Raw genomic sequence first — 15,223 nt, forward strand, 5'->3', positions numbered from 1 at the left:
GAGGCGGTGCTACAGGACCGTTGCCAGGAACTCGGTGCGCTGGCGTACCAGGGCGCGTAGGCGGTCGGTGTCGGAGGTGGACGCGTCGTGACCGTCCACAGTGGGCAGTACCGCCGCGAGCGCGTCGAGGGTGCGTAGGGCCGCGCCGCCGGCGAAGATGCGCCGGTACAGGTCGCGGTAGGCCGCCTCGTAGACCGGACGGAACGCGGCGCTGGCGAGGAAGCGCTCCTTGAGCCGGTGGCCGCCGAACCCGCCCCGTCGGGCCGCTGCGTCGTGCGGGCCCTGGTCGGTGCTGCCGGTGAAGGTCAGGTTGTAGTCCCAGCCGACCACGGTGAAGCGGCGCTCGCGCAGGTCGTACCAGAGGTAGTAGTTGCGACCCGGTCCGGCCATGTCGTCGAAGTTGAGCAGCAGGTTCTGCACCGCGACGTAGCGGGCGAACGATTCGACGTCGACGTGGTCGGCGAGATGGCGGTCGAAGTCGGCGTCGGTGCTGGTGGTTACCCATCGGATCAGGTCGATCAGTGGCCGGAGGTCCCGGCTGCCCTTCATGGTGACCTGGTCGAAGTCGTCGGTGTAGCTGGTCGGGTCGTCGCCCCGGTAGGTGAACTGCCCCGTGGAGAGGCTCTTGTAGAGGACGCCCTGAGGGCCGAGCCGGGCGGCGAACTCCTCTCCGGGCGGCTCCACGAGCAGGCGCGCCTTCGTCGGGCGGTCGTTGACCGTGAAGCTGGTGTAGCTGTAGCGCTGCGTCACCTCGCCCGCCTCGGCGAGCACACCCAGCGACAGGGCCTCGTTGAGCACGGTCGGCGCGCCGCCCATCCCCGCCACCCGGACGGCGAGGTCGCGCAGTCCCTGGTAACGCCGCCCGTCGACGAACTCGTCGAAGCGGATCAGCCAGGGAAGGGTCTCCGGCTCCTCGGCCCGCAGCGTCACCCGGCCGAACCCGCCACCGGCAAACCCCCCGGCCGGGCCACCGGGCTGGCCACCGGGTTGAGCACCGGGTTGAGCACCCCCGGGCCCGCCAGGCTGCCCGCCACCGGGCTGGCCAACACCGGGCTGGCCGCCACCAGGCTGGGCACCACCAGGCTGGGCACCACCAGGCTGGGCACCAGGTGGGGCGCCGGGCTGTCCACCACCCGGGTCGAAGCCACCCCGCACCCCGCCCCCTCCCCGGAAGCCGCCCGGCCTCGCCGCACCGTTGCGCGTCAGCCCGCCCAGTGTCGAGTTGCCCTTCAGGCGGATTCCCACGTCCGGCACCGGGACGCCGTCGATCGTCAGGTCGGCCGCCAGCCACTCCTTCTCGCCCTCCGTCCAGAAGGAGTCGAGCAGCCGCTGGTAGTCGTCGTCGCGGAAGCGCAGGGACACGCTGTGCGCCATCGTCGGGTCGAAGAGGTCGCTCGCGGACCCGCCCACGTTCCAGGTCACCTCGCCCGGGTCGCCGGACGTCGGGCCCGGAGACGTGACCAGCGGGGTCACCCGCACGTTGCTGAACACCACCGCGCACGTCACCAGGAACGTCGCGCACACCGCGAGCAGCTTCCAGTAGTGGCGCACCCGCACCGGCACACGACGACGCAGCCACCGCGTTCGGAGAGACATCACAGGTCCGTCTGGTCGTACCCGGTCAGCACCGTGACCCGCTGGCCGCCCGTCCGCTCGCCCAGTGCCGCGACCAACCCGGCCGCGTCGTGACCCTTGCGCAGGCGGACCGTGTACATCACCTCGGTCAACGCACCGCCCCGGATCGACTCCATGCTGACCAGCTCGAACTCGCTCGTGTGCGCGATCAGCACGTCCTGCACCGGTTCGAGGTGGTCGCCGTCCGGGGGAATCTGCACCTTCACCACCTGCCGTTGCACGTTCGCCGCGAACCAGTTGAAGCGGTACATCACGAGGATCACGAGACAGATCGCGATCGACGCCACCACCGCCAGCGTGTAGAACCGGGTGCCCGCGGCCATGCCGACGCCCATCACCAGGAAGATGAACCCGACGTCGCGGGTCTCCTTGATGGCGTTGCGGAACCGCACCACCGACAGCGCGCCGACCAGCGCGAACGCCCGCGCGATGTTCGAACCGACCACGAGCATGATCAGCGCGATGAGCATGCCCAGGATCACCAGCGTCTGCACGTAGGACTGGCTGTACGAGATGTTCCGGTGCGTGAACCGGTACACGTAGCCGATCATCACGCTCAGCGCGAACGACAGGGTCAACGAGATGGCGATGTCGCCGACGCTGAACGTCCCGGACAGATCCTGCACCTCAAACGGCATCCAGCACTCCTGGGACGTGGAAGACGGAACGGGGCGCCCGACCGAACGCCTCGACGCTCTGGCAGTACTTCGACATGCGCACCACCGACAGGTTCATCCGCGCCGCGAGGTCGGTGAGCCAGTACGGCACCCGCTCGTTGGCCTTGAACTCCACGACGGCGAGCCGCGCCGGCACGATCAGCCGGTTCTCCGCCGGTGAGCCCAGGTGGAAGTCGCGGTCGCGGCCGCGCACGCGCCGGTCGACGGTCACCCGCAGGCCCACCTCGGCACCGCGGCCGAGGAACGCCTCGCGCTGGTAGCCGGTCATCGCGACCGGACGCAGGTCGAGGCGCGACACGAGCCCGAGGACCTCGTCGAGGAACGCCGAACGGCCCACCGGGACGCGCCGGTCGCACAGCGCGAGCGCGGACCGGTACGGCAGCGACACCCGCCGCTTCTGCGTCACCCGGTTGACCCGCTGTTTGATCTCCACGAACACCGTGGTGTCGCCGTCGACGCCCGACCGGTCGCCGTAGTGGCGCACGCGCAGCTTGCGACGGAAGCGGAGCCCCTCGATCTTCTCCCAGTAGAACCGCAGGTCGGTGGTGTCGTAGTACACGCTCCAGACGCCGTAGGTGGCGCCGTGCGCGTCGTGGTCCATGCGCGCGGACAGCTCCGCGCGCAGGTCCGGCACCGCCGTGACCGGCAGCAGGTACTTGATCTCGTAGCGGTTGAACGCGTGCAGCCGGCTGGGCGCGCGCAGCGCGTGGCCAAGCTCGTCGGGCATGCCCGATGAAAACAGTCGAAGCTCAAAACTCCCTTTGAATGCCGGGCGAACACCGGCCGAACGCCGCACGTCGACGATCCGATGGGACCGCGTGAGCGCGGCACCCGCAATCAACGCGGGCCTGTCGTGGTCCGGCACGCGGTAGATGGATCATTAGGATCGCCCGATGGACGACCTCACCGTGGAGCCGGCGACCGACATCGCGCTCGACGACCTGACCGACCTCTACGCCTCGGTCGGCTGGACCGCCTACACCGGGGCACCCGACGTGCTCCGCGCCGCGGTCGCGGGCTCCTCGTTCGTGGTCGTGGCCCGGCGCGGGGGGCGCCTCGTCGGGCTGGCGCGCGCGCTGTCCGACGACGCCACGATCTGCTACCTGCAGGACGTGCTGGTCCGGCCCGACGAGCAGCGCACCGGGGTCGGACGGGCCCTCCTCACCGCGGTGCTCGACCGGTACGCCGCGGTGCGCCAGAAGGTGCTGCTCACCGACGACGAGCCCGGCCAGCGGGCGTTCTACGAGAGCCTCGGCTACGCCGAGATCCGCGACTTCGGCCCGGGAACCCTGCGCGCGTTCGTCCGCTTCGACGGGTAACGGACCACCTTGGTCCAACATGGACTAAACTGGTCCGGTGCCCAGGCCCACCAGGCAGCAGATCGACGACGAGATCGTCGAACAGGCGTCGGCCCTCTTCGCCCGCCACGGCTTCAAGGACACGTCGCTGCAGAGCGTCGCCGACGCCGCCGGCTACTCCAAGACCGGTCTCCTGCACCGGTTCCCCAGCAAGGAAGCGCTGTGGGCGGCCGTGGTCGAGCGGTGCGTCCGCCTGTGCCGGCAGGTCGCCGACAGCGTCGCCGACCTGCCGGTCGGGCCCGAGCGTGACCGGGCGGTGCTCACCGGCCTCGTCGACCTGACCTTCGGCCACCCCGGCGCGGCGTCGCTGGTGCTGAGCGTTGTCAGCGCGACCGACCGGGTGGATCTGCGCGAGATCGGCGACACCATCCTGGGCGCGTTCGGAGGAGACGCCCGCCTGGAGAGAGCCAGGGAGAGGGCCACGGAGAGAGCTGCGGAGAGAACCACGGAGCGGCACGTCCGGGTGCTGGGGGCCCTCGGTGCCGTGGCCGTCGCCGGCATCGCCCTGCGCGACAGCGGCGCGACGCACGACGACGTGCGGGAACACCTGGTCGCCGCCGCCTTCGACACGCTCGGCCACGCGCCGCACCCGCAGATCCCGGCGGCCCGACGAGCGCCGGCACCAGTGAAGGACTGAGAGGAAACGCTCGTGGCTACCGTTCTCCACCGCCTCGGCCGGGTCGCGTTCCGGCACCGCGCGATCGTGCTGGCGGTCTGGCTGCTCGCGCTGGTCGGTCTCGGCACCGGTGCGGTGGCGCTCGCCGGTAAGACCGTCAACAGCTTCAGCATCCCGGGCCAGGAGTCGACCACGGCCCTGGACCTGATCGAGGAGCGGTTCGGGGCGGGCAGCAGCGGCGCCACGGCCCGCGTGGTGCTGCTGGCGCCCGAGGGCCGCACGATCACCGACGAGGCGGCTCGGGTCACGGCGCTGGTGGAGAAGCTGAAGGCGCTGCCCGGGGTCGTGGAGGCGACGAACCCGCTCGACCCGGCCGCGCCCACGGTGTCGCGGGACCAGCGGGCCGCATTCAGCACGGTGACCTACGCGGTGCAGCCGCCGGACATCACGGCCGAGCAGCGTGACGCGCTGCTCGCGACCGTACGGGAGGCGGGTGCCGAGGTCACCGGCGAGGCCTCGCTGGAGAGCGGCGCCGACATCGGCGGTCCCGCCGAGGCCATCGGCGTCGTGGTGGCGCTGCTCGTGCTCGCCGTCACCTACGGCAGCCTGGTCGCCGCCGGCATGAACCTGCTCACCGCGCTCGCCGGGGTCGCGATCGGCGCGCTCGGCATCACCACGCTCACCGGGTTCGTCGACCTGCAGTCGACCACCCCGATCCTCGCGGTCATGCTGGGCCTCGCGGTCGGCATCGACTACGCGTTGTTCATCGTCACGCGGTACCGGCACGAACTGCTCCGCGGCCGGCCGGGTGAGGAGGCCGCGGCGATGGCCGTCGGCACCGCGGGGTCGGCCGTGGTCACGGCCGGGCTCACCGTGGTGATCGCGCTCGCCGGGCTCGCGGTGGCGGGCATCCCGTTCCTGGCCGAGATGGGTCTGGCGGCGGCGGCCACCATCGTGGTCGCGGTGCTCGTCGCGGTCACGCTGGTGCCGGCGATGCTCGCGTTCATCGGGACCCGCGCACTGCCGCGCCGCATGCGCGCGAACCCGGCGGCGTTCTCCGAGGAGGACACCCAGCGCGGGATCTACTCCCGCTGGGCCGGCCTCGTGACCCGCTGGCGCTGGGTGACGCTGCTCGGCGCGGTGGCGGCGCTGGCCGTCGTGGCGGTCCCGGTGCTCGACATGCGCACCTCGCTGATCCAGCCGACCCCCGAGGACAGCACCCAGGCCAGGGCCGAGCGGATCATCTCGGACAACTTCGGGCCGGGCTTCTCCGGTCCCCTGTTGATCCTGGTCGACGGCACCGACGCGGCCGGACGGGCCGCGACCGTCGCGGCGCGGGCCCGTGACCTCGACGACGTCGCGGTGGTGGCCCAGCCCCGCCCGAACGGCGACGGCACGGCGGCGCTGGTGACCGTGATCCCGGCGTCGGGCGCCGACAGCGAGGCGACCGTCGACCTCGTGCACCGCCTGCGGGACGCGTTCGAGGGGGCCGACGGCGTCTACGTCACCGGGCAGACGGCCGTGAGCGTCGACGTGGCGCAGACGCTCGACCGGGCCCTCCCCCGCTACCTGGTGCTGGTGGTCGGGCTGGCGCTGATCCTGCTGGTGCTGGTGTTCCGCTCGATCCTCGTGCCCGTGACGGGCGTGCTCGGCTTCCTGCTCACGATCGGCGCCGCGCTCGGAGCGACCACGGCGGTGTTCCAGTGGGGCTGGCTGAAGGCGGTGGTCAACGCCGAGACGACCGGGCCGCTGCTGAGCCTGGCGCCGATCATCGTGATCGGCATCCTGTTCGGGCTCGCGATGGACTACCAGGTGTTCCTGGTCTCGCGGATGCACGAGGCGCACGCGCACGGCGCCGCGCCGAAACAGGCGGTGGTGACCGGCTTCCAGCAGGCGGCACCGGTGGTGCTCGCGGCGGCGACGATCATGTTCTCGGTGTTCGCGGGCTTCGTGCCCGAGGGCAACGACACGATCAAGCCGATCGCGTTCGCGCTGGCCGTCGGCATCCTGTTCGACGCCGTCGTGGTCCGGATGATCGCGGTGCCGGCGGCGTTGAGCCTGCTCGGCGGCGCGGCATGGTGGCTGCCGTCGTGGCTGCGGTGGCTACCCGTCCTGGACGTGGAGGGGGCCGCCCTGGAGCGGCCGTCCCCCGTCGTACCCCAGAAGCAGGCGCATCTCGTCTAGCTCTCTTCCGCGTCGGCGAGGAGCAGGTACAGCTTGCGGCGGGTCTCGGCCAGCAGCGTGCCCGCGGCCTCGACCTGGGCCGCCGTGCCGGTACGGGCCACCTGGCGCGCGGCGGCGTGTACCTGTTCGAGCGCGTCGCGCAGGTCGATCCCGGCTCCTTCGCCCTCGAAGGGTCCGAACGGGTCGCCCGGGTTGGCGGCGACGTGCTCGCGGCCGACGTCGGTGAGCGTCGCGAGCTTGCGCCCGGCGCTCGCGGTGAGCGTGAGCAGGCCCTCGTCCTCGAGCTGGCTGATCGTCGGGTAGATCGCGCCCGGGCTGGGCTGCCAGCGCCCACCGGTACGGTCGGCGATCGCCTGCATGAGCTGGTACCCGTGCATCGGCTCGTCGTTGAGCAGCAGCAGCACGGCGGAGCGGACGTCGCCGCGGGGCACCCGGCCCCGGCCGCGGTGGCCGCGGAACAACTCCCGGCGGGCCTCCCGCAGCCGGTGGCCGGGGTGCTCGGGGAACTCGTCGTGGTGGTGGCGGCGCGGGAACCGCGCCCTCGCTTCGCGCAGATGCGCGTCCATGAAGATATCTCTCATGGCAGTAACGATATATCGGTACTGTGCCATCGTCAACCATGGTTACCGGCTTCCCAGGACGCGGTTTTCCCCCTTGGCGGACCGGTAGGCCTCGCCGGCCATCGTCAGCAGGTCGGCCAGGTGGTGGGGAACGTCGTCGCGCCACCACGCGAGGCGCACCGGGACCGCCGGTGCTCCGCGTAACGGGCGGTACGCCACCCCGGGCCGCGGGTTCTGGTGGGCGGTCGCTTCCGGGGTGACCCCCACCGCCTGGCCCGCCGCGATCAGCGTCAGCCACTCGTCGACACCCCGCGTGGTGCGCACGGTCGTCGGCGTCGGGCCCGGGTGCCACAGGTCCAGCGTGGTCGTTCCGGTGCGCTCGTCGATCGCGATCGTGTACGGGGCCAGGTCGGCCAGGCGCAGCGTCCGGCGTCGGCCGAGCGGTCCGTCGGTCGCCACCGCGGCCATGCGCCGCTCGGCGCCGACCAGCGCGGTGTCGAAGCGGACGTCGTCGAGGGGACGGCGTACCACGGCGACGTCCGCCGCCCCCTCCGCGAGGCCGGCGGTCGGCGTGCCCGACTGGACGAACACCAGCGGCGTCCGTGGATGCGCGGCGGCCCACCGCTTCTGCACCCGGCGGGTGTGCCGGCCGAGCGCCGCCCACGCGTACCCGACCCGCAACTCGGCGCGGTCGGCGATGCGTCGCAGCAGCGCCACCTCATCGAGCACCCGCCGGGCGTGGGCGAGCACCTGCGCGCCCGTGCCGGTGAGGCTCACGTGCCGGGTGGTCCGCTGGAGCAGCCGGACGCCGAGGGCCGCCTCCAGCGTCGCGATGGTCCGCGACACCGTCGCCTGCGACACGCGCAGCCGGTCGGCCGCGTCGGTGAACGTCCCCTCGTCCACGACCGCGACGAGCGTACGCAGGTGGCGCAGTTCCAGATCCATGCGTCCAGCGTATGAGTCCTGCGCGTCGCGTATTTCCGGTCCGGCCGTACCGGCGCCGACACTCGGACCATGACCCTCACCGCGGCCCCACCGGTACCCGCCGCGCGGACCCGGCGCGCGGCGTCGCTCGCCGGCCTCGCGACGGTGACCGCGAGCGCGGCCAGCAACCAGGTCGGCGCCGCCGTCGGTGCGCACGCGTTCACCACCATCGGACCGGCCGGCGTCGTGGCGGTGCGCCAGTTCGTCGCGGCCGCGGTGCTGCTGCCGGCGGTGCGTCCCGACCTCCGCCGGTTCACGTGGGCGCAGTGGTGGCCGACGCTGCTCCTCGGCGCGGTGTTCGCGACGATGAACCTCAGCCTCTACACCGCCGTCGACCGCATCGGCCTCGGCCTCGCCGTCACGCTGGAGTTCCTCGGGCCGCTCGCCGTGGCCCTGGCCGGGTCACGCACCCGCGTCGACCTCGCCTGCGCGGCCGGCGCCGGCCTCGGCGTGTACGTGCTGGTGCTGCCGGACCCGAGCAGCGACTTCGTCGGGATCGGCTGCGCGCTGCTCGCGGCCGGCTGCTGGGCCTCGTACATCCTGCTCAACCGCCTGCTCGGCGCCCGGCTGCCCGGCCTGCAGGCGACCGCGGCCGCCACCACGGTGGCGGCGCTGCTGTCGGTGCCGGTCGTGGTGCTGCTCGTCGCGCAGGGCCGGTTCACCGGAACCGCGCTGCTGTACGGGGCGGCCGCCGGCGTGCTGGCGTCGGTGGTGCCGTACGCCGCCGACCTCGTCGCGCTGCGGCGCGTGCCGACCCACGTGTTCGGGGTGGTGATGAGCGTCCACCCGGTGATGGCGGCGCTCGCCGGGCTGGTGCTGCTCGGCCAGGTGCTCGGGCTCCACGAGTGGCTCGGCATCGCGATGGTGGTCACCGTCAACGCGGTCGCGGTGGTCGTCCACCATCACCGGTCCTCTTTACCCGCCACGTAATCGACACCGTCCACGGTGGACGCGAGGGTTACCGGCATGACTGACGCACAGACCGCCGTGACGCGGTACCTGGACATGTGGAACGAGACCGACGCGGCCAAGAGGCGGGCCGTGGTCGAGGAGGTGTGCACGCCCGACGTGCGCTACGTGGACCCGCTGGCCGCGGTCACCGGCCACGACGGGCTGAACGGCCTGATCGGCGCGGCTCAGCAGCAGTTCCCGGGGCTGACGTTCACCCCGGGCGGCGCGGCCGACGCCCACCACCAGCAGGCCCGCTTCACCTGGCACCTGGGCCAGCCCGGCGGGGAGCCGCTGGCGATCGGGTTCGACGTCGTGGAGTTCGCCCCGGACGGGCGGATCGCCACCGTGCTCGGCTTCCTCGACAAGGTGCCGGGCTGATCAGCGCGCGGCGTCCTCCAGCTCCCGCGCGACCTCGACGGCGATGTCGATCGCCCGCGCCGCCAGCGGCGAGTGGGTGCGCCCCGCCTGCCACAGCAGGAAGATCTCGCGGGGCGCCAGCGCCGGCTCCAGCGGGTGCACGCTCAGCGTGGTCTCGTGGTGGACCGCGAGCCGCGGCAGCAGGGCCCAGCCGATCCCGGCCCGCACCATCGACATGATGGCCTCGTTGCCGACGGTGCGGAACACCACGCGCGGCCGCACGCCGGCCCGGGCGAGCTCCCGCTCGACCCGGGCCTGGTCGCACAGCGGCGGGTAGGTGACCAGCGGGGCGCCGTCGAGGTCGGCCAGGCGTACGGGACCGGGCGGGAACGTGCCCGGCCGGGCGACCAGCCGGTACGGGTCGTCGAGGAGCTTGTGGTGGGTGACGTCGCCGTCGACGCGCCCGTCGAAGAAGACAAGGTCGAGGTCGTCGAGGCGGGGCGGGTCGGTCTCCTCCTCGAACAGCCGGATCTCGCACCCGGGGTTGCCCTCGCGCAGCCGCTGCACGACCTGCGGGAGGAGCACGTTCGACACGCTCTGGAACGTGCCGAGGTCGATGCGCCCGTCGCCGGCCCGGAACCGGTCGACGGCGGTGGCCAGGCCGGCCGCCTTCGCCAGCAGGTCGCGCCCGTGCGCGAGCACCACCGCGCCGAGGGGCGTGATGCGCACCCGTTTCGGCCCACCGGGCCGGTCGAAGACGGCGCCGCCGACGGCCTTCTCCAGCGCGGCGACCTGCTGGCTGATCGTCGACTGGGTGTAGCCGAGGCGGAGCGCGGCCCGTCCGAACGAGCCCTCGTCGGCGACCGCGGCGAACGCGGCGAGGTGGCGCAGCTCGATGTCGGTCATGGCCGGAGTCTATCGGCAGATACGATCAACACAAGCACAGAGAATCGCTTTTCGTGATGCTGTTCGCGATCTAGCGTCTGTTCCATGGCTTCCGACGAGCAGGTTCTCGACATCGACGGCGTCCGCCTCTGCACGCAGACGTTCGGCTCCCCCGACGATCCGGCGGTGCTCCTGGTCCACGGCGCGTGCGCCTCGATGCTGTGGTGGGAGGAGGAGCTCTGCGAGCGGATCGCGGCGGCGGGTCGCTTCGTGATCCGGTACGACAACCGCGACACCGGCCGCTCGACCTGGTACCCGCCCGGCCGGCCCGGCTACTCGATCGGCGACTTCGCCGCCGACGCGGTCGGGATCCTCGACGCCCACGGGATCGCGAGGGCGCACCTGGTGTGCCGGTCGATGTCCGGCGCGGTCGGGCTGATCGCGGGCGTCGACCATCCCGACCGGGTCGCCTCGCTGACGTTCGTCGCCGCGACCACCGGCGACCTCCCGTTCGGTGACGCGCAGATGCCGGCGGACCCCGACCCCACCGACGACCGCGCGGTGGTCGGGAACATCGTCGCGGTGCTGAAGGCGTACGCGGGCGACTCGCCGCACTTCGACGAGGCCGCCACGCGGGCCCGCGCCGAGCGCGACGTCGCCCGGACCGCCAACCTCGCCTCGGCGCTGACCAACCACTTCGCGATGGACTTCGACGGTCCGGTGAACGGCGGCTTCGGCGACATCCAGGCGCCGACGCTGGTGGTCCACGGCGAGCTCGACCCCATCTACCCGGTCGAGCACGGAATCGCGCTGCGCGACGCCATCCCGGGCGCCCGGCTGCTGACCCTGAAGGACACCGGACACGACCTCCCGGCACCGACGTGGGACGTGTTCGTGCCCGAGCTCGTCCGGCACACCGCGGGTGGCGACCGGTGAAGGCGGCGATGTGGCTGCCGCTGTTCGACGAGCTCGCCGACCCGGCGCTGCTGGCGCGGCTCGCCGCGCGGGCCGAGGAGGCCGGCTGGAACGGGTTCTTCGTCTGGGACCACCTGCGTTGGCGGGCGCCGGTGCGGCAGGTCGCCGACCCGTGGATCACGCTGACCGCGATGGCCACCGCCACCGAGCGGCTGCGGCTGGGTCCGATGGTCACCCCGCTGGCGCGACGCCGGCCGGCGAAGCTCGCCCGCGAGACCGCCACGCTCGACCGGCTCAGCGGCGGCCGCCTCGTGCTCGGCGCCGGCCTCGGCAGCGACCGCTTCGGCGCCGAGCTGTCCGCGACCGGCGAGGAGGTCGACGACCGGCGGCGGGCCCGGATGCTCGACGAGGCGCTGGGCATCCTGACCGCCGCGTGGTCCGGCGAACCGGTGCACCACCACGGCGACCACTACACGGTCGACGGCGTCCGGTTCCTGCCCCGGCCGGCGCAGGAGCCCGGCGTACCGGTGTGGGTCGCCGGCTTCCCCGGTAACCCCCGGCCGATCCGGCGGGCCGTCCGGTACGACGGGTTCTTCCCGGTCAACCTCGGGAGCCCGGGCCGGGTCGCGGAGATCGCGGCCACCGTCGCCGGCCTCCGCGGCGGCGACACCCGCCCGTTCGACCTCGTCGTGGCGATCGCGCCGGGCACCGATCCGGCGCCGTACGCGGAGGCCGGCGCCACCTGGTGGCTCACCGACGTCGACCCCGCCGAGCTCACGCTCGACCGGGTCGTCGGGGTGCTCGAGGACGGCCCGGCGCGCTGACGCCCGTCCCGTCGAAATGCTTTTCGATGCGATTCGACGATGCCTACCGGCGGCGCGCGACCCCCGTCGACTCGCGGACGATCAGCCGGCCGGGGTGGCGGACCACACCGGTGGCGGCCTGGCCGTCGAGGGCGGCGAAGAGGTGACGCACGGCGGCGGCGCCCAGCTGCTCCAGGTTCACGTCGACCGTGGTGAGCGGCGGGCGGGACTCGGTGGCCAGCAGCTCCCAGTTGTCGTAGCCGACCACGGCCACGTCGTCGGGCACCGCCCGGCCGAAGTCGCGCAGCCCTTCGAGCACGCCGTAGGCGACCTGGTCGCTGCCGCAGAAGATCGCGTCGACGTCGGGCTGCGCCGTGAGCAGGGCGCCGAGCGCGTGCCGGCCCCAGCGCTGCGACCACTGGCCGTACAGCGGCTCGCCGGCCGGCTCGAGCCCGGCGGCGTCGAGCACGTCACGCAGCGCCGACGCCCGGTCGCGGGCGGCCCGGTAGGCCGGGTCGCCCGTGATGTGGGCGATCCGGCGCCGGCCCAGTGACACCAGGTGCTCGGCCGCCAGCCGCGCCCCACCCAGGTCGTCGGCGACGATCGACAGGTCGTCGGGGTCGTCGGACTCGCAGTAGACGTAGACCACCGGAACCGGGATGTCGCGGGTCAGCGACGGCCGCACGTCGTTGCGGTCGCCGACCACGATGAACCCGTCGACCTGCCGGGCCAGCAGGGTCCGGATGTAGTGGCGGCGGCGGATCGCGTCGCCGCGGGCGTCGCACAGCAGCACGCTCATCTGCTCGTTGCCCAGCGCGTTCTCCGCGCCGAGCAGCACCGGGATGGTGAACCGGGCCGCCGACAGCTCGTCGGTGAGCAGGCCGATCGTGCGGGTGTTGCCGGAGATCAGCCCCCGGGCCAGGACGTTGGGCTGGAACGACAGCTCGTCGGCGGCCTGCAGCACCCGCTGCCGCGTGGCCGGCGCCACCTCGTCACGCGCGTTGAGCGCCTTGGACGCCGTCGCCACCGACACGCCCGCGCGCTTGGCGACGTCGGACAACGTCACCCCGGACCACTGCCGACCCATCCACGCTCCCCGGCCCGAAAACGTTTCGGCCCGTCGCCCTCCGGGCGACAAACCAGCGGCTGCCAGCATAGCGGCGCATGCACGGCTTCCGATCAAACAATTCCGGCGGCCGTCTCCGCCGGGCAGCCGCTGACACTGAAGCCCATCGATGCAAGCATTCCGAAAAGGTTTTCGGAGCCTTTCGGAGACCCGGAGCCGACCGCACGCCGGAGGCACCGTATGACCGATTCCGTCGGGCCCGTGGTCCCGAGCAGTGGCACCCTCCGACCCGTCACCCTGACCGGTGCCCGCCTGACCGGTGGGTTCTGGGGACGGCGGCAGTCCGTCAACAGCACCGAGACCCTCGCCCACTGCCTCGCCTGGCAGGAGAAGGAGGGCTGGACCGGCAACTTCACCGCCGCGCCGGCCGGACGCCGCGGCCGGGAGTTCGCCGACTCCGAGATCTACAAGCTCGCCGAGGCGATGTGCTGGGACTCCGTCCGCAACGACCACGGCGAGCGGCTCGCCTACCTGACCGGGCTGGTGGAGGTCGGCCGGCGCGCCGCCGACCAGGTCTGCGCGGAGTTCGCCGAGGGCGCCAACCCCGGCATCTGCGGCCATCCGGAGATCGAGACCGGGCTCGTTGAGCTGTACCGGGCCACCGGCGAGGAGCGCTACCTCGACCAGGCCCGCCGCTTCGTCGGGCGGCGCGGGTACCGCAGCCTGCCCGAGCACGAGTTCGGCTGGGCCTACTTCCAGGACGACGCGCCCGTGCGCGGGGCCGAGGTGTTCCGCGGTCACGCCGTGCGCGCGCTGTACCTGGCGGCGGGCGCGGTCGACGTCGCGGTCGAGAGTGGCGACCGCGATCTGCTCAACGCCGTCCGCGACCAGTTCGACAGAACCATCGCGCGCCGCACCTACCTGACCGGCGGCATGGGGTCGCGGCACCTCGACGAGTCCTTCGGCGACGACTTCGTGCTGCCGGCCGACCGGTCCTATGTGAAGACCTGCGCGGGCGTCGCCACCGTGATGCTCGCGCACCGGCTGCTGCTCGCCACCGGCGAGACGCGCTACGGCGACATCGTGGAACGCGTGCTGTACAACGTGATCGCCACCGCGGTCGCTGACGACGGCCGCAGCTTCTTCTACGCCAACACGCTGCACCAGCGCACGCCGACGGCGGTCGTGCCGCCCGACCGTCCACAGTTGAGGTTCGGCACTGCCCAACGTGGGCCGGCTGCTGGCGGCGCTGGAGACGTACCTCGTCACCGAGACTGCCGCGAGGACGCAGCTGCACCAGTACGCCGACCTCGACGTCACCGCCGGCGGTCTCGGGCTGCGGGTGCGCACCTACTACCCCGACGACGGCGCCGTGGCCGTCACGGTGACCGACACCGTCCCGGCCGAACGCGAGCTGTCGCTGCGCGTGCCGGCCCGGGCCGCCGGCGCGACGCTCACCGAGAACGGCGCCACCCGGCCCGTCTCTCCCGGCCTGGTGCGCGTCGCCCGGCGGTTCACCCCCGGCGAGGTCCTGACCCTCGACCTGCCGGTCCGTCCACGGTGGACGGTCCCGGACCCGCGCATCGACGCGGTGCGCGGCTGCGTCGCCGTGGAAGCCGGTCCGCTCGTCATGTGCGCGGAGTCGATCGACCTGGAGACCGGTCCCGACCCGGCCTCCACCGACCTCGACGCGCTCGCCGTCGACACCTCGGTCGCCCCCGAGGACGGCGCGGTGAAGGGCTGGCTCGTCCCGCCGGACGACCGCCCCTGGCCGTACGGCGAGCAGGTCACCGTCGACGGACCGCGGTCGCCACGCGTGGTCCCCCTCATCCCCTACCACCGCTGGGCCCGCCGCGGCCCGACCACCATGCGGGTCTGGCTTCCCACCACCCCGCCCCTCTGAATGGAGGTGACGCGATGCCACGACGCCACCTGGCATTCGCGTTGACAACCGTCCTCGTCGCCGCACTGTCCACCGTGCCCGCCCTCCCCGCCCGGGCCGCACAGACCATCGGGTACCCGTCGTTCACCGGCCCGGCCGTGCCGGCGCCGCCCGTCACGTCGGTCACCGGCAACACGATGCAGGCCATCTTCGACGCGGAGAGCGGTGGCACCGACTACTGGATGGACCGGCTGCTCGCGCGTCCCGGCAACGACCCCGCCGGAACGTGGCTCATGACCCGCGGTCGCGGCCTGTTCATGAAGCCCTGATCGGGCCACTCGTTCTCGTGT

At 72.8% G+C, this 15,223-nt stretch carries 16 protein-coding genes and 1 pseudogene; 10 read left to right on the plus strand and 7 right to left on the minus strand.

Features of this window, described 5'->3' with window-relative positions:
* Positions 1-9 precede the first annotated feature (9 nt).
* The 3 genes from Voc01_RS09985 to Voc01_RS09995 are packed head-to-tail and all read right to left on the minus strand — an operon-like array spanning position 10 to position 3,039.
* The gene (locus tag Voc01_RS09985) at positions 10-1,596 is read right to left on the minus strand and encodes a CotH kinase family protein (protein ID WP_203927028.1); all 1,587 of its coding nucleotides are present in this window, start codon (positions 1,594-1,596) and stop codon (positions 10-12) included.
* The gene (locus Voc01_RS09990; protein WP_203927029.1) at positions 1,596-2,273 is read right to left on the minus strand and encodes a DUF4956 domain-containing protein; all 678 of its coding nucleotides are present in this window, start codon (positions 2,271-2,273) and stop codon (positions 1,596-1,598) included. The genes Voc01_RS09985 and Voc01_RS09990 overlap by 1 nt, the downstream gene beginning before the upstream one ends.
* Positions 2,263-3,039 (minus strand): polyphosphate polymerase domain-containing protein, encoded by a 777-nt coding sequence (locus Voc01_RS09995; RefSeq protein ID WP_203927030.1) that lies wholly within the window; start codon positions 3,037-3,039, stop codon positions 2,263-2,265. Before Voc01_RS09995 ends, Voc01_RS09990 begins: the two co-directional genes overlap by 11 nt.
* 166 nt (positions 3,040-3,205) lie before the next feature.
* Here Voc01_RS09995 and Voc01_RS10000 point away from each other — a divergent pair, with 166 nt between their 5' ends.
* From Voc01_RS10000 to Voc01_RS10010, 3 genes are read left to right on the plus strand one after another with little or no spacing between them, the layout of a single operon-like run.
* Positions 3,206-3,631, plus strand: coding sequence for a GNAT family N-acetyltransferase (locus Voc01_RS10000; protein WP_203927031.1), 426 nt, complete (start codon positions 3,206-3,208; stop codon positions 3,629-3,631).
* 37 nt (positions 3,632-3,668) lie between these two features.
* Positions 3,669-4,307: a TetR/AcrR family transcriptional regulator gene (locus Voc01_RS10005; protein ID WP_203927032.1), complete on the plus strand. Its 639-nt coding sequence runs from the start codon at positions 3,669-3,671 to the stop codon at positions 4,305-4,307.
* 12 nt (positions 4,308-4,319) lie between these two features.
* Entirely contained in the window at positions 4,320-6,470 is a 2,151-nt protein-coding gene (locus Voc01_RS10010; RefSeq protein WP_203927033.1) for an MMPL family transporter, read from the plus strand.
* Here Voc01_RS10010 and Voc01_RS10015 read toward each other — a convergent pair.
* Together Voc01_RS10015 and Voc01_RS10020 are read right to left on the minus strand one after the other, a co-directional pair.
* Positions 6,467-7,051 carry a PadR family transcriptional regulator gene (locus Voc01_RS10015; RefSeq protein ID WP_203927034.1) on the minus strand — a complete coding sequence of 195 codons (585 nt, stop codon included), beginning with the start codon at positions 7,049-7,051 and terminating at the stop codon, positions 6,467-6,469. The genes Voc01_RS10010 and Voc01_RS10015 overlap by 4 nt on opposite strands.
* A gap of 42 nt (positions 7,052-7,093) precedes the next feature.
* Positions 7,094-7,975, minus strand: a complete 882-nt coding sequence (locus Voc01_RS10020) for a LysR family transcriptional regulator (RefSeq protein ID WP_203927035.1) — start codon at positions 7,973-7,975, stop codon at positions 7,094-7,096.
* A gap of 69 nt (positions 7,976-8,044) precedes the next feature.
* Between Voc01_RS10020 and Voc01_RS10025 the strand changes: the two genes are divergently transcribed.
* Both Voc01_RS10025 and Voc01_RS10030 read left to right on the plus strand, forming a co-directional pair.
* Positions 8,045-8,944 carry an EamA family transporter gene (locus Voc01_RS10025; RefSeq protein WP_203927036.1) on the plus strand — a complete coding sequence of 300 codons (900 nt, stop codon included), beginning with the start codon at positions 8,045-8,047 and terminating at the stop codon, positions 8,942-8,944.
* 36 nt (positions 8,945-8,980) lie between these two features.
* Positions 8,981-9,343, plus strand: a complete 363-nt coding sequence (locus Voc01_RS10030; RefSeq protein WP_203927037.1) for a nuclear transport factor 2 family protein — start codon at positions 8,981-8,983, stop codon at positions 9,341-9,343.
* On the opposite strand, the gene Voc01_RS10035 is transcribed toward Voc01_RS10030, so the two are convergent.
* Positions 9,344-10,228, minus strand: coding sequence for a LysR family transcriptional regulator (locus tag Voc01_RS10035; RefSeq protein ID WP_203927038.1), 885 nt, complete (start codon positions 10,226-10,228; stop codon positions 9,344-9,346).
* A gap of 84 nt (positions 10,229-10,312) precedes the next feature.
* Here Voc01_RS10035 and Voc01_RS10040 point away from each other — a divergent pair, with 84 nt between their 5' ends.
* Together Voc01_RS10040 and Voc01_RS10045 are read left to right on the plus strand one after the other, a co-directional pair.
* Positions 10,313-11,143, plus strand: a complete 831-nt coding sequence (locus Voc01_RS10040; RefSeq protein ID WP_203927039.1) for an alpha/beta fold hydrolase — start codon at positions 10,313-10,315, stop codon at positions 11,141-11,143.
* On the plus strand, positions 11,140-11,946 hold the full coding sequence (locus Voc01_RS10045) for an LLM class flavin-dependent oxidoreductase (protein WP_203927040.1): 807 nt from the start codon (positions 11,140-11,142) through the stop codon (positions 11,944-11,946). Before Voc01_RS10040 ends, Voc01_RS10045 begins: the two co-directional genes overlap by 4 nt.
* A gap of 43 nt (positions 11,947-11,989) precedes the next feature.
* Here the strand turns inward: Voc01_RS10045 and Voc01_RS10050 are convergent, their stop codons facing one another.
* A complete protein-coding gene (locus Voc01_RS10050) occupies positions 11,990-13,012 on the minus strand; it encodes a LacI family DNA-binding transcriptional regulator (protein ID WP_203927041.1) in 1,023 nt (340 codons plus the stop codon).
* 462 nt (positions 13,013-13,474) lie between these two features.
* Here Voc01_RS10050 and Voc01_RS54030 point away from each other — a divergent pair.
* From Voc01_RS54030 to Voc01_RS10060, 3 genes and pseudogenes are all read left to right on the plus strand, one after another.
* Positions 13,475-14,098, plus strand: a pseudogene (locus tag Voc01_RS54030) (beta-L-arabinofuranosidase domain-containing protein); the annotation flags it as partial.
* A 121-nt stretch (positions 14,099-14,219) separates the two neighbouring features.
* Positions 14,220-14,894, plus strand: a complete 675-nt coding sequence (locus tag Voc01_RS54035) for a glycoside hydrolase family 127 protein (RefSeq protein ID WP_275423704.1) — start codon at positions 14,220-14,222, stop codon at positions 14,892-14,894.
* Positions 14,895-14,908: 14 nt separating this feature from the next.
* Positions 14,909-15,202, plus strand: a complete 294-nt coding sequence (locus tag Voc01_RS10060) for a hypothetical protein (protein WP_203927042.1) — start codon at positions 14,909-14,911, stop codon at positions 15,200-15,202.
* Positions 15,203-15,223: the final 21 nt, after the last annotated feature.

This window comes from Virgisporangium ochraceum, assembly GCF_016863655.1.
Taxonomy (GTDB): domain Bacteria; phylum Actinomycetota; class Actinomycetes; order Mycobacteriales; family Micromonosporaceae; genus Virgisporangium; species Virgisporangium ochraceum.